Source organism: Pseudomonas japonica (assembly GCF_900188455.1).
In the GTDB taxonomy this organism is placed as follows: Bacteria; Pseudomonadota; Gammaproteobacteria; order Pseudomonadales; family Pseudomonadaceae; genus Aquipseudomonas; species Aquipseudomonas japonica.
Window position 1 is genome coordinate 1 of sequence record NZ_FZOL01000010.1, and the last position, 13530, is coordinate 13530.

The following is a 13530-nucleotide window of genomic DNA, read 5'->3' on the forward strand; positions in this document are numbered from 1 at the left end:
CGCACGACCATGACCCAGAACAACAACTTCACCACCGGCCGCATCTACGAGCACGTGCTGCGCAAGGAGCGTCGTGGTGATTACCTGGGCGCGACCATCCAGGTCATCCCGCACATCACCGACGAGATCAAGCGCCGCATCATCAAGGGCGCTGGCGATGCCGACGTGGCCCTGGTCGAGATCGGCGGTACCGTGGGCGACATCGAGTCGCAACCGTTCCTCGAAGCCATCCGTCAACTGCGGGTCGAAGTCGGCTCCAAGCGCGCGATGCTGATGCACCTGACCCTGGTCCCGTACATCGCCACCGCTGGCGAGACCAAGACCAAGCCGACCCAGCACTCGGTCAAGGAGCTGCGCTCCATCGGCCTGCAGCCTGACGTGCTGATCTGCCGTTCCGACCATCCTGTCGACGTGTCGTCGCGTCGCAAGATCGCCCTGTTCACCAACGTCGAAGAGCGCGCGGTCATCTCGCTGGAAGACGTCGACACCATCTACAAGATTCCCGCCGTGCTGCATGCCCAGGGCCTGGACGACTTCGTCGTCGAGCGCTTCGGCCTGCAATGCAATGGCGCCGACCTGTCCGAGTGGGAAAAGGTCGTCGATGCCAAGCTCAATCCAGAGCACGAAGTGACCATCGCCATGGTCGGCAAGTACATGGAACTGCTGGATGCGTACAAGTCGCTGATCGAAGCGATGAGCCACGCCGGCATCCAGAACCGCACCAAGGTCAACCTGCGCTACATCGACTCCGAAGACATCGAGAACCAGGGCACCGGCCTGCTGGAAGGTGTCGACGCCATTCTGGTTCCGGGCGGCTTCGGTCTGCGCGGTGTGGAAGGCAAGATCACCGCTGTCCAGTACGCTCGCGAGAACAAGGTGCCGTACCTGGGCATCTGCCTCGGCATGCAGGTTGCGGTCATCGAGTTCGCCCGTAACGTCATGGGCTGGAAAGACGCCAACTCCACCGAGTTCGATCGCAACAGCGGTCATCCGGTCGTCGGTCTGATCACCGAGTGGGAAGACGCCACCGGTGCCGTGGAAACCCGTACCGAAGCCTCGGACCTGGGCGGCACCATGCGCCTGGGCGCCCAGGAGTGCCAGTTGGAGAGCGGCTCGAAGGTCCACGACTGCTACGCCAAGGACGTGATCGTCGAGCGTCACCGTCACCGCTACGAAGTGAACAACAACCTGCTGCCGCAACTGATCGAAGCCGGCCTGAAGGTTTCCGGTCGTTCCGGCGACGGCGCACTGGTGGAAGTGGTCGAGTCCAAGGACCACCCATGGTTCGTCGCCTGCCAGTTCCACCCGGAATTCACCTCGACCCCGCGTGACGGCCACCCGCTGTTCAGCGGCTTCGTCAAGGCAGCCCTGGCGCAGAAGAACAAGGCCTGATCCATGACCCAGAAGATCATTCGCGTCGGAAACATCGAGATCGCCAACGACAAGCCGTTCGTCCTGTTCGGCGGCATGAACGTCCTGGAGTCCCGTGACCTGGCCCTGAAGGTCTGCGAGGAGTACGTACGGGTTACCGAGAAACTCGGTATCCCTTACGTGTTCAAGGCCAGCTTCGACAAGGCCAACCGCTCGTCGGTCACTTCGTACCGCGGTCCGGGCCTGGAAGAGGGCATGCGGATCTTCGAGGAAGTGAAGAAGACCTTCGGCGTCCCGGTCATCACCGACGTCCACGAGCCATTCCAGGCCGAGACCGTCGCCAAGGTCTGCGACATCATCCAGCTGCCGGCCTTCCTTTCGCGGCAGACCGATCTGGTCGTGGCGATGGCCAAGACCGGCGCGGTGATCAACATCAAGAAAGCCCAGTTCCTCGCACCCCAGGAAATGAAACACATCCTGACCAAGTGCGAAGAGGCCGGGAACGATCAGTTGATCCTCTGCGAGCGCGGTTCCAGCTTCGGCTACAACAACCTGGTGGTGGACATGCTCGGCTTCGGCATCATGAAGCAGTTCCAGTACCCGGTGTTCTTCGACGTGACCCACGCGCTGCAGATGCCCGGCGGTCGCGCCGACTCTGCGGGCGGACGCCGTGCCCAGGTCACCGAGCTGGCCCGTGCCGGCTTGAGCCAGGGGCTGGCCGGTCTGTTCCTGGAAGCCCACCCGGATCCGGACAATGCCAAGTGCGACGGTCCATGTGCCCTGCGCCTGGACAAGCTGGAGCCGTTCCTGACCCAGCTCAAGCAACTGGACGATCTGGTGAAGAGTTTTCCGACGGTAGAAACCGCATAAGACGCGTTTCTCCGGTAAAGTACCCCCCGTTCAACCCCTGACCTCAAGGTCAGGGGTTTTTCTCCGCGCCAGGCCTGCCCGTGCCCCCAGCCTGGAACAGAGCGGAATTTTTCAAGCTGCGTTGTTTTCGTCAATTCTGGAGTGCTTACAACAATGGCAAAAATCGTCGACATCAAAGGTCGTGAAGTTCTCGATTCCCGGGGCAACCCTACCGTGGAAGCGGATGTACTGCTCGACAACGGCATCATTGGCAGCGCTTGCGCGCCGTCGGGTGCTTCCACCGGTTCCCGCGAGGCACTGGAACTGCGTGATGGCGACAAGAGCCGTTACCTGGGCAAGGGCGTGCTGAAAGCCGTCGCCAACATCAACGGCCCGATCCGCGACCTGCTGCTGGGCAAGGATCCGCTGGACCAGAAAGCCCTGGACCGCGCCATGATCGAACTGGACGGTACCGAGAACAAGGCCAAGCTGGGCGCCAACGCCATCCTCGCCGTGTCCCTGGCCGCCGCCAAGGCCGCCGCCCAGGACCAGGACCTGCCGCTGTACGCACACATCGCCAACCTGAACGGCACCCCTGGCCAGTACTCCATGCCGGTTCCGATGATGAACATCATCAACGGTGGCGAGCACGCCGATAACAACGTCGACATTCAGGAGTTCATGGTTCAGCCGGTTGGCGCCAAGACCTTCTCCGACGCGCTGCGCATGGGCACCGAAATCTTCCATCACCTCAAAGCCGTGCTGAAGGCCCGTGGCCTGAACACCGCCGTGGGTGACGAAGGTGGTTTCGCGCCCAACCTGTCCTCCAACGAAGACGCCCTGGGCGCCATCGCCGAAGCCGTGGCCAATGCCGGCTACAAGCTGGGCACCGACGTGACCCTGGCCCTGGACTGCGCTGCCAGCGAATTCTTCGAAGACGGCAACTACAACCTGTCCGGTGAAGGCAAGTCGTTCGATGCCGAAGGTTTCGCCGAATACCTGAAAGGCCTGACCGAGCGCTTCCCGATCATCTCCATCGAAGACGGTCTGGACGAGTCCGACTGGGCTGGCTGGAAGATCCTGACTGACAAGATCGGCGAGAAGGTACAACTGGTTGGCGACGACCTGTTCGTGACCAACACCAAGATCCTCAAGGAAGGCATCGACAAGAAGATCGGCAACTCCATCCTGATCAAGTTCAACCAGATCGGCTCGCTGACCGAAACCCTGGAAGCCATCCAGATGGCCAAGGCTGCCGGCTACACCGCGGTGATCTCGCACCGTTCGGGCGAAACCGAAGACTCCACCATCGCCGACCTGGCCGTGGGTACCGCGGCGGGTCAGATCAAGACCGGTTCGCTGTGCCGCTCCGACCGCGTCTCCAAGTACAACCAACTGCTGCGCATCGAAGAGCAACTGGGCGCCAAGGCGGTGTACCGCGGTCGTGCCGAGTTTCGCGGCTAAGCGATAGATGGTAAAAAGACAGCACCGCGTTGTGACAAGGTTTTTCCGATCTGTCTGGCGCGGGCGCTGCAAGTGTTGAAATCACAGAGCCTGGCTTCGGTCAGGCTTCGTGCCATCAGCCCTTCGCAGATGCGGTCTTTTGCCACTGGATGCCCTGATGCGTAGTCCCTATTGGTTGTTTCTCGTCCTTCTCGCATTGCTCGGTGCGCTGCAGTACCGGCTGTGGGTGGGTAACGGCAGCCTGGCCCAGGTGGCCGAACTCAAGCAGCAGATTGCCGACCAGCACGCCGAGAACGAGCGTTTGCTGGAGCGTAACCGTGTGCTCGATGCCGAAGTACTGGAGTTGAAGAAAGGTATGGAAACCGTCGAAGAACGGGCTCGCCATGAACTGGGAATGGTCAAGGAGGGTGAAACCCTCTACCAGATGGCCCGATGAATACTCCGCTGCCTGCCTTCTGGGCAGTGATCCCCGCCGCCGGCGTGGGTGCGCGCATGGCCGCCGACCGGCCCAAGCAGTACCTGCAGCTGGGCGGACGCACGATTCTCGAACACAGCCTCAATTGCTTTCTAGACCATCCCTCGCTGAAGGGGGTGGTGGTCAGCCTTGCTGCTGACGATCCCTACTGGCCTGCTCTGGCCTGTGCCAGCGACCCGCGTATCCAGCGCGCCGCCGGCGGTCGCGAGCGCGCCGACTCGGTGCTCAATGCCTTGTTGTTGCTGCACGCCCACGGCGCGGCGGACAGCGACTGGGTGCTGGTGCACGATGCCGCGCGGCCCAACCTGGCCCGTTCCGACCTCGACCACCTGCTCGCCGAACTGGCCGAGGATCCGGTGGGCGGTCTGCTCGCCGTGCCGGCCCGCGATACCCTCAAGCGCGCCGATGCCGATGGCCGGATCGCTGCAACGGTCGATCGCAGCACCATCTGGCAAGCCTATACGCCACAGATGTTCCGCCTCGGCGCCCTGCACCGGGCCCTGGCTGACAGTCTGGTCGCGGACGTGGCGATCACCGACGAAGCCTCGGCCATCGAGTGGGCCGGCCAGGCGCCACGGTTGATCGAGGGGCGCAACGACAATATCAAGGTCACCCGCCCGGAAGACCTGGAATGGCTGCGCCAGCGCTGGTCCCAGCGCTGATCCTTCAGCCTGATACCAATCGATTAAGCCAATTGGGGCCGCTTTGCGGCCCTTCGCGAGCAAGCTCGCTCCCACGGGATTGCGCGAATCTTGTGGGAGCGAGCTTGCTCGCGAAGGGCTGCGAAGCAGCTCCAAAGCGCTAGCCGACCGGCATTATCTTTCAGCCCGCCTGATACTCCGGCCTCAGGGCCAGTCCTTCGCGCAGGTGATCCACCAGCTTGCGCACCTTCGGCGACAGATGCCGCTGCTGCGGGTACAGCGCCCACACCGCGGTGTTGGGCGGCTGGTGGGCTTCCAGTAGCGATACCAGGGCGCCGCTGCCCAGATGCTCCAGCACGTAGTAGTCCGGCAGTTGACACAACCCCATCCCTTGCAAGGCCGCGTCGAGCACCGCCTGGCCGCTGTTGCAGCGCCAGTTGCCCTGTACGCGCTGGGCGATTTCGCGGCCGTCCTGCTGCATCGCCCAGATGTCCGAACTGCCGATCAGGCAGTTGTGCCGCGCCAGTTCAGAGAGGCTATGTGGCCGGCCATATCGACTGAGATAGTCCGGGGACGCGCACAGGTACATGCGTCGTGGGGCGATTCGCGCCGCCACCAGTCGCGATTCCTGCAAGCGACCGAGACGAATCGCCAGGTCCATGCCTTCGTGCAGCAGGTCGAGGGTGTGGTTGGTCAGTTCGATATCCACCCGTAGCTGCGGGTACTGACTCATGAAGCTGGTCACCAGCGGGACGATGAAGCGCTCGCCGTAGGCCACCGCGCACGTCATGCGCAGCAGCCCCTTGGGTTCGCTGGTCAGGTCGCCCATGGCGCGCAGGGCTTCCTCGCGGCCATCCTGCAGACGCTGGCAATGCTGAAGAAACGTCTGTCCGGCCTCGCTGAGCGTGACGCGGCGGGTACTGCGGTACAGCAGGCGGGTCTGCAGACGTTCTTCCAGGCGCGCCACCTGGCGGCTGACATGCGAGGACGACACGCCAAGACGGTCGGCGGCCGCGGTGAACTGGCCGGATTCGGCCACGGCGACGAACTCGTCGATCCCTTCCCAACGGCTGCTCATCGATTATCCCTGTATGGCAATAATGTTTTGTCTTGGTCCGGATTATTCATCAAATTAGCTTGAATTACACTGCGGGCTTGAACTGTCCCTTCGTTGGAGAAGATTGATGATCAAGTCCCGTGCCGCCGTTGCCTTCGAGGCCAAGAAACCCCTGGAGATCGTCGAGGTCGACGTGGCGATGCCCAAGGCGGGTGAAGTGCTGTTGCGCGTGGTCGCCAGCGGCGTATGTCACACCGACGCCTATACCCTGTCCGGTGCGGATCCGGAGGGCATCTTCCCGTCGATCCTCGGCCATGAGGGCGGTGCCATCGTCGAAGCCGTGGGTGAGGGTGTGACGTCGGTGGCGGTGGGCGACCATGTGATCCCGCTGTACACCCCGGAATGCGGCCAGTGCAAATTCTGCCGTTCGGGCAAGACCAACCTGTGCCAGGCGATTCGCGCGACCCAGGGCAAGGGCCTGATGCCGGACGGTACTACTCGCTTCTCCTACAAGGGTCAGCAGCTGTTCCACTACATGGGGACCTCGACCTTCTCCGAGTACACCGTGCTGCCGGAAATCTCCGTGGCCAAGATCCAGAAGGAAGCACCGCTGGAGAAGGTCTGCCTGCTCGGCTGCGGCGTGACCACCGGTATCGGCGCGGTACTGAACACCGCCAAGGTCAAGGCCGGCGACACCGTGGCGATCTTCGGCCTGGGCGGCATCGGCCTGTCGGCGATCATCGGTGCGGTCAAGGCCAAGGCCTCGCGCATCATTGCCGTGGACATCAACCCGGGCAAGTTCGAAATCGCCCGTCAGCTCGGCGCAACCGACTGCGTCAACCCGAAGGATTACGACCGCCCGATCCAGGAAGTGATCGTCGATCTGACCGACGGTGGCGTGGACTTTTCCTTTGAGTGTGTGGGCAATGTCCAGTTGATGCGTGCGGCGCTGGAGTGCTGTCACAAGGGTTGGGGTGAGTCGGTGATCATCGGCGTCGCCGGTGCCGGCCAGGAGATCGCCACCCGTCCGTTCCAGCTGGTCACCGGTCGCGTCTGGCGTGGCTCGGCCTTCGGTGGCGTGCGTGGTCGCAGCGAACTGCCGAGCTATGTCGACATGGCGGAAAAAGGCGAGATCCCGCTGGATACCTTCATCACCCACACCATGGGGCTGGAGGACATCAACAAGGCTTTCGACTTGATGCATGAAGGCAAGAGCATCCGCAGCGTCATCCATTTCTGAGGTCGCCCATGAGCCTGGAAAACATTTCCTGTCAGAAAAGTTTCGGTGGCTGGCACAAGCGTTACCGTCACCGTTCCGAAGCGCTTGGTTGCGACATGGTCTTCGCGGTTTACCTGCCACCGCAGGCGGAGCAGGGCGGCAAGCTGCCGGTGCTGTACTGGTTGAGCGGGCTGACCTGCAGCGACGAGAACTTCATGCAGAAGGCCGGCGCGCACCGGCTCGCCGCGGAGCTGGGGCTGATCATCGTCGCGCCGGACACCAGTCCGCGCGGCGCTCAGGTGCCGGGTGACCCGGACGGCGCCTGGGATTTCGGTCTCGGTGCCGGCTTCTACGTCAATGCCACCCAGCAGCCGTGGGCCAGCAACTACCGCATGTACGACTATGTGGTGAGCGAGCTGCCGACGCTGATCGAAGCGCATTTCCCGGCTTCGGAGCAGCGTGCGATCAGTGGTCACTCCATGGGCGGCCACGGTGCGCTGGTCTGCGCCTTGCGCAACCCGGGCCGCTACAAGTCGGTATCGGCCTTCGCACCGATCAGTAACCCGATGGATTGCCCTTGGGGGCAGAAGGCGTTCGGTCGTTATCTGGGCGAGGACCGTTCGCGCTGGCGTGAATGGGATGCCAGCGTGCTGATCGCCCAGGCCGACGAGCATCTGCCGCTGCTGGTGGACCAGGGTGATCGCGATGATTTCCTGGAGAACCAGCTCAAGCCACAGGTGTTGCAGCAGGCGGCGCAAGCGGCGGGCTATCCGCTACAACTGCGCCTGCAGCCGGGCTATGACCACAGTTACTACTTCATCGCCAGCTTCATCGACGACCATTTGCGGCATCATGCCGCAGCGCTGGGAATCGGCCGCGGCTGAGGCGACAATTCAAGCCCAAGGCCCGGTAAAGCGGGTAGAATCACGCCCTGACTCAATCAGGGCGTTTTTTTATGCGTATTGGCCACGGCTACGATGTGCACCGCTTCGCGGAAGGCGATTTCATCACCTTGGGCGGCGTGCGCATCGCGCACACATTCGGGCTGTTGGCCCACTCCGACGGCGACGTGCTGCTGCACGCCCTGAGCGATGCCTTGCTCGGCGCCGCCGCGCTGGGTGACATCGGTCGCCATTTCCCCGACACCGATCCGCAGTTCAAGGGTGCCGACAGCCGCGTGCTGCTGCGTCATGTGGTGGACCTCGTCCAGACCAAGGGCTGGAAGGTCGGCAATGTCGACGCCACCATCGTTGCCCAGGCACCGAAGATGGCCCCGCATATCGAGCGTATGCGCGAAGTGATCGCCGCGGACCTGCGGGTCGAACTCGACCAGGTCAACGTCAAGGCCACCACCACCGAGAAACTCGGTTTCACCGGGCGTGAGGAAGGCATCGCGGTACACGCTGTCGCCTTGTTGTTGCCAGCATGACCGAACTCGAACTTCTCGGTCCGCGTGCCAGCGGGCCGGCGCTGGGCAGCGCGGTACTGAAGGCGGTCGCGGAAGACTTCCAGGTCGATGAAGTGCTCGACATTCCGTTGTCGGGGCAGGGCGAGCATCTGTGGCTGTGGGTCGAGAAACGCGACCTGAATACCGAAGAGGCAGCACGCCGTCTGGCGCGTGCCGCCGGTGTGCCGCTGAAGGGCATCAGCTATGCCGGGCTGAAGGATCGTCAGGCGTTGACCCGCCAATGGTTCAGTCTGCACCTGCCGGGCAAGGCCGATCCGGACCTGGCCGCGGCGGAAAACGAAAGCCTGCGCATCCTTCAACGCACCCGTCATTCGCGCAAGCTGCAGCGCGGCGCGCATTCGGCCAACGGCTTCACTCTGCGGCTCACTCGGCTCCAGGCTGATCACACGGCGCTGGACGCGCGCCTCGAACAACTGCGCGACCAGGGCGTACCGAACTATTTCGGCGCCCAGCGTTTCGGTCATGCGGGAGGCAATGTCGAGGAAGCACGGCACTGGGCAGAGCGCCAGGCCCTGCCGGAGCAGCGCAACCTGCGTTCGCGTCTGCTGTCCAGCGCGCGCAGCTATCTGTTCAACCGTGTCCTCGCCGAGCGGGTCGGCGATGGCAGCTGGCAGCGCGCCCAGGTAGGCGATTTGCTGGCGTTCACGGACAGTCGTAGCTTCTTTCCGGCTGGCGAGTCGGAATGCAGCGATCCTCGTCTGGGCATTCTCGATCTGCATCCCACCGGTCCGTTGTGGGGTGAAGGGCTGCCGGCCAGTCAGGGCGAGGCCGGCGCGCTGGAACAGCGTATCGGCGAAGACCAGGCGCGGCTCTGCCAGTGGCTCGGCAATGCCGCTCTGAAGCAGGAACGTCGCATTCTGCGACTGCCCATTGCCCGGCTGACGTGGCATTATCCCGAGCCTGATATTCTGCAACTGGAATTCGTCCTTCCGGCCGGATGTTTCGCCACCGTGGTGGTGCGCGAACTCGTCGATCTGGTCCCGGCAGGGCAGACGGACAGCCCATGCGTATTCTGATTTCCAATGACGATGGCGTCATCGCGCCCGGACTCGCCGCGCTCCACGGTGCGCTGGTGGACTATGCCGACTGTGTGGTGATCGCTCCGGACCAGGACAAGAGCGGTGCCAGCAGTTCGCTGACCCTCGACCGTCCATTGCATCCGCAAACCTTGCCCAACGGTTTCATCAGCATCAACGGCACGCCGACCGACTGCGTTCACCTCGGCCTCAACGGCCTGCTGGAGCAGACCCCGGACATGGTGGTGTCGGGTATCAACCTGGGCGCCAACCTGGGTGATGACGTGCTGTATTCGGGCACTGTCGCCGCGGCGCTCGAAGGGCGCTTCCTCGGCAACACCTCGTTCGCCTTCTCGCTGTTGTCGCGCTTGCCGGACAACCTGCCCACCGCGGCCTATGTCGCGCGCAAGCTGATCGAGGCCCACGCGCGCCTGGAACTGCCGCCGCGGACCGTGCTCAACGTCAATGTTCCCAACCTGCCACTGGATCATATTCGTGGCCTGCAGTTGACTCGCCTGGGGCACCGCGCGCGCGCCGCGGCACCGATCAAGGACGTCAATCCGCGGGGCAAGGAAGGCTACTGGATCGCGGTTGCCGGTGACGTCGAGGATGGTGGGCCGGGCACCGACTTCCATGCGGTCATGCAAGGCTATGTGTCGATAACCCCGTTGCAGTTGGACCGTACCTTCAACGATGCCTTCGAACGCCTGGGTGGCTGGCTGGAGGGTGTGCTCTGATGCGTGATCAGGACGATATGATGCGCCGTGGTATTGGCATGACTTCCCAGCGTACGCGTGAGCGGCTGATCCAGCGCCTGTGCGAGGAAGGGGTGTCGAATCCGCGGGTACTGGATGTACTGCGTCGCACGCCGCGGCATTTGTTCGTCGATGAAGCGCTGGCGCACCGCGCCTACGAAGATACCGCACTGCCGATCGGCCACAACCAGACCATTTCCCAGCCTTTCATGGTCGCGCACATGAGCGAGGTGCTGCTTGAGGCCGGCCCGCTGGACAAGGTCATGGAAATCGGTACCGGCTCCGGGTACCAGACCGCCGTGCTGGCGCAACTGGTGGAGCGGGTGTTCTCGGTCGAGCGGATCAAGGTTCTGCAGGATCGGGCCAAGGAACGCCTGACCGAGCTGAATCTGCGCAATGTGGTATTCCGCTGGGGTGACGGCAGCGAAGGCTGGCCTGCACTGGCACCCTACAACGGCATCATCGTCACCGCGGTCGCTGCGGAAGTCCCGCAGGCGCTGCTCGATCAACTGGCACCAGGCGGGCGCATGGTGATTCCGGTGGGCGCGGTCGGAGAAACCCAGCAGTTGTTGCTGATCGTGCGCGAGGAGCATGGTTTTTCCCGACGAGTACTGGGTGCGGTACGCTTCGTCCCTTTACTCAGTGGCACCCTGTCCTGAGCACTGTTTATTTTCATGCGTAGCGAATTCTCGGCGCTGCGCCGGGTCTATCAGGCGGGTGTCGTGCTTGCCGGTCGGCAACCCGTCACGTTTTAAGTCGTTCAGCGCGCGCAAGTCGTTTGCGCCTGGTTATAATTGCAACGTTATTGCATTTTCAAACTCGATCACCAATTAAGGGAGCGGCGGGTGAGTCAAACAGTCATTCGGCAGCGTATGGGTCTATCAAGCATCAGGCTTCTGGTGGTTGCACTTGCCTTTGGCACGTTGGTGACGGGTTGCTCCAGCACTTCCTCCTCCTCCAGCAGTGCGCGGGTGGTCGATCGCAACAATGCCGCGCCCAAGCGGCCCGCGGTGACCTCCGGCCAATACGTGGTCCGGCCCGGGGACACGTTGTTCTCCATCGCTTTCCGTTACGGCTGGGACTACAAGTCTCTTGCCGCACGCAACGGCATCGAGCCGCCCTACACCATTCGTCCGGGGCAGGCGATCCGTTTCGACGAACCTTCTTCCGGCACTTCCCGTGTGGTGACCTCGACTTCACCCTCGAGCAAGACCACGGTGACCCGGCGTCCCGCGGGTACTCCGCCACCGCCGAAGAGCACCAGCACGGCGGCCACCACACCGATGGTCACACCGTCCACAGCACCCACCCAAGTTCCCGCCGCAGAGCGCTCCAGCGGTGGTTGGGCGTGGCCTGCGAACGGCGTGCTGATCGGGAAATTCGCTTCAAACGGTAGTTTGAATAAAGGCATTGATATCGCCGGGGATTTGGGACAGCCTGTTTTTGCCGCCTCTGATGGTTCGGTGGTGTACGCCGGTAGTGGCTTGCGGGGCTACGGTGAACTCGTAATCATCAAGCACAACGAAACCTACGTAAGTGCCTACGGTCATAACCGCAGGCTCTTGGTTCGGGAGGGACAGCAAGTCAAGGTTGGGCAGACGATTGCCGAAATGGGGTCCACGGGCACCGATCGGGTGAAGCTTCACTTTGAGATTCGCCGCCAGGGTAAACCGGTAGATCCGTTGCAGTTCCTGCCAAATCGTTGATTGTTGGTTCCGGCCTGTTCCTTAGCGTAATGGGGACAGGCTCAAGCGATGCCATGGAAAAGGTGCGCTCGAGTCTGAGTTCGAACTCAGCAAAGGACTATAACAATGGCTCTCAGTAAAGAAGTGCCGGAGTTTGACATCGACGATGAGGTTCTCCTCATGGAGACCGGCATCGTTTTGGAAACGGATGTGGTGTCAGACGAACCTGCTGTACCTTCGGTTCGGACCAGGGCCAGACAAGGCTCTTCGCTGAAACAGCACAAGTACATCGATTACACCCGAGCACTTGATGCGACTCAGCTTTATCTTAATGAAATCGGTTTCTCTCCGCTGCTGACGCCTGAAGAGGAAGTCCATTTTGCGCGTCTGTCGCAAAGTGGTGATCCGGCGGGCCGTAAACGCATGATCGAGAGCAATCTGCGCCTGGTGGTGAAGATCGCCCGACGCTATGTGAACCGTGGGCTTTCCCTGCTCGATCTGATCGAAGAGGGCAATCTGGGGTTGATCCGCGCGGTCGAGAAGTTCGATCCCGAGCGTGGTTTCCGATTCTCCACCTACGCAACATGGTGGATCCGGCAGACCATCGAGCGGGCGATCATGAATCAGACCCGCACTATCCGCCTGCCGATTCATGTGGTCAAGGAGCTGAACGTCTACTTGCGCGCGGCGCGGGAGTTGACCCAGAAGCTTGATCACGAGCCTTCTCCTGAAGAAATCGCCAACCTTCTGGAAAAACCGGTTTCGGAAGTCAAGCGCATGCTCGGGCTCAACGAGCGGGTTTCTTCGGTGGACGTTTCTCTGGGGCCTGATTCGGACAAGACGCTGCTTGATACCCTGACTGACGACCGTCCGACCGACCCCTGCGAGCTGTTGCAGGATGATGATCTGTCCCAGAGCATCGATCAATGGCTGAGCGAGCTGACCGACAAGCAACGTGAAGTGGTCATCCGCCGTTTTGGTCTGCGTGGCCATGAAAGCAGCACGCTGGAAGACGTAGGGCTGGAAATCGGCCTTACCCGTGAGCGGGTGCGTCAGATTCAGGTCGAAGGGCTCAAGCGGCTACGCGAGATCCTGGAGAAGAACGGCCTGTCCAGCGAATCGCTGTTTCAATAACAAGAACGATCAGCCTTGCATGAAAACGCCCCGACTGGTTCGGGGCGTTTTTATTTGGCCCTGGGGCATCAGTGGATTCTGTCGGTGATGAGTCTTTTGATGTAGGTAATCGCTTACATTGTGCGTAAGCCAATGTAGTAAATTCAGGTAAATAGTGCCTTGTTGCTTGTCTGATTTATTGTTAAGCCATTGAAATAAAAGAGTTTTATTTTATGCTTCGGCAACCCTGTTGTCTTTTTTTGAGAGCCATTGCCAGTTGCGACCATGGTCGTACGCGTTAATATTTGTCCTGTGTCTACGGACTGACACAGGTTTTCAACGGATGAAGACCAAGGACATCGCAGGATGCGATTCATCAGGATGATGAAAGGGAATACAGGGACTACGGAAAAAATG

General features: G+C 61.7%; 14 protein-coding genes. 13 read left to right on the forward strand and 1 reads right to left on the reverse strand.

All coding sequences use genetic code 11. From position 1 onward, the window contains the following. The 5 genes from pyrG to ispD all read left to right on the forward strand — a co-directional run. Nucleotides 1–1392: CTP synthase (pyrG, locus tag CHB99_RS13765; protein ID WP_089266540.1), on the forward strand; the 1392-nt coding region annotated here is incomplete at its 5' end. Nucleotides 1393–1395: 3 nt separating this feature from the next. Then, nucleotides 1396–2241 (forward strand): 3-deoxy-8-phosphooctulonate synthase, encoded by an 846-nt coding sequence (gene kdsA / locus CHB99_RS13770; protein ID WP_042121907.1) that lies wholly within the window; start codon nt 1396–1398, stop codon nt 2239–2241. Nucleotides 2242–2394: 153 nt separating this feature from the next. Continuing rightward, complete coding sequence (eno, locus tag CHB99_RS13775; protein WP_042121906.1) at nt 2395–3684, forward strand: phosphopyruvate hydratase; 1290 nt, start codon at nt 2395–2397, stop codon at nt 3682–3684. A gap of 157 nt (nt 3685–3841) precedes the next feature. Then, on the forward strand, nt 3842–4120 hold the full coding sequence (gene ftsB / locus CHB99_RS13780; RefSeq protein ID WP_042121905.1) for a cell division protein FtsB: 279 nt from the start codon (nt 3842–3844) through the stop codon (nt 4118–4120). Further along, the gene (ispD, locus tag CHB99_RS13785) at nt 4117–4821 is read left to right on the forward strand and encodes a 2-C-methyl-D-erythritol 4-phosphate cytidylyltransferase (protein WP_042121904.1); all 705 of its coding nucleotides are present in this window, start codon (nt 4117–4119) and stop codon (nt 4819–4821) included. The genes ftsB and ispD overlap by 4 nt, the downstream gene beginning before the upstream one ends. Before the next feature lie 160 nt (nt 4822–4981). Here the strand turns inward: ispD and CHB99_RS13790 are convergent, their stop codons facing one another. Continuing rightward, nucleotides 4982–5878 (reverse strand): LysR substrate-binding domain-containing protein, encoded by an 897-nt coding sequence (locus CHB99_RS13790; protein ID WP_042121903.1) that lies wholly within the window; start codon nt 5876–5878, stop codon nt 4982–4984. A gap of 106 nt (nt 5879–5984) precedes the next feature. Here CHB99_RS13790 and CHB99_RS13795 point away from each other — a divergent pair, with 106 nt between their 5' ends. From CHB99_RS13795 to rpoS, 8 genes are all read left to right on the forward strand, one after another. Further along, the gene (locus tag CHB99_RS13795) at nt 5985–7097 is read left to right on the forward strand and encodes an S-(hydroxymethyl)glutathione dehydrogenase/class III alcohol dehydrogenase (protein ID WP_042121902.1); all 1113 of its coding nucleotides are present in this window, start codon (nt 5985–5987) and stop codon (nt 7095–7097) included. Between the two features lie 8 nt (nt 7098–7105). Continuing rightward, the gene (gene fghA, locus CHB99_RS13800) at nt 7106–7960 is read left to right on the forward strand and encodes an S-formylglutathione hydrolase (RefSeq protein WP_042121901.1); all 855 of its coding nucleotides are present in this window, start codon (nt 7106–7108) and stop codon (nt 7958–7960) included. A 71-nt stretch (nt 7961–8031) separates the two neighbouring features. Continuing rightward, the gene (ispF, locus tag CHB99_RS13805) at nt 8032–8505 is read left to right on the forward strand and encodes a 2-C-methyl-D-erythritol 2,4-cyclodiphosphate synthase (protein WP_042121900.1); all 474 of its coding nucleotides are present in this window, start codon (nt 8032–8034) and stop codon (nt 8503–8505) included. Beyond that, entirely contained in the window at nt 8502–9560 is a 1059-nt protein-coding gene (gene truD, locus CHB99_RS13810) for a tRNA pseudouridine(13) synthase TruD (protein ID WP_042121899.1), read from the forward strand. Before ispF ends, truD begins: the two co-directional genes overlap by 4 nt. After that, nucleotides 9548–10297, forward strand: a complete 750-nt coding sequence (gene surE / locus CHB99_RS13815; RefSeq protein WP_042121898.1) for a 5'/3'-nucleotidase SurE — start codon at nt 9548–9550, stop codon at nt 10295–10297. The genes truD and surE overlap by 13 nt, the downstream gene beginning before the upstream one ends. A gap of 38 nt (nt 10298–10335) precedes the next feature. Continuing rightward, a complete protein-coding gene (locus tag CHB99_RS13820; protein ID WP_167335840.1) occupies nt 10336–10974 on the forward strand; it encodes a protein-L-isoaspartate(D-aspartate) O-methyltransferase in 639 nt (212 codons plus the stop codon). Between the two features lie 186 nt (nt 10975–11160). After that, a complete protein-coding gene (locus tag CHB99_RS13825; RefSeq protein WP_042121896.1) occupies nt 11161–12021 on the forward strand; it encodes a peptidoglycan DD-metalloendopeptidase family protein in 861 nt (286 codons plus the stop codon). 105 nt (nt 12022–12126) lie between these two features. Then, a complete protein-coding gene (gene rpoS, locus CHB99_RS13830) occupies nt 12127–13134 on the forward strand; it encodes an RNA polymerase sigma factor RpoS (protein WP_042121895.1) in 1008 nt (335 codons plus the stop codon). Nucleotides 13135–13530 lie beyond the last annotated feature (396 nt).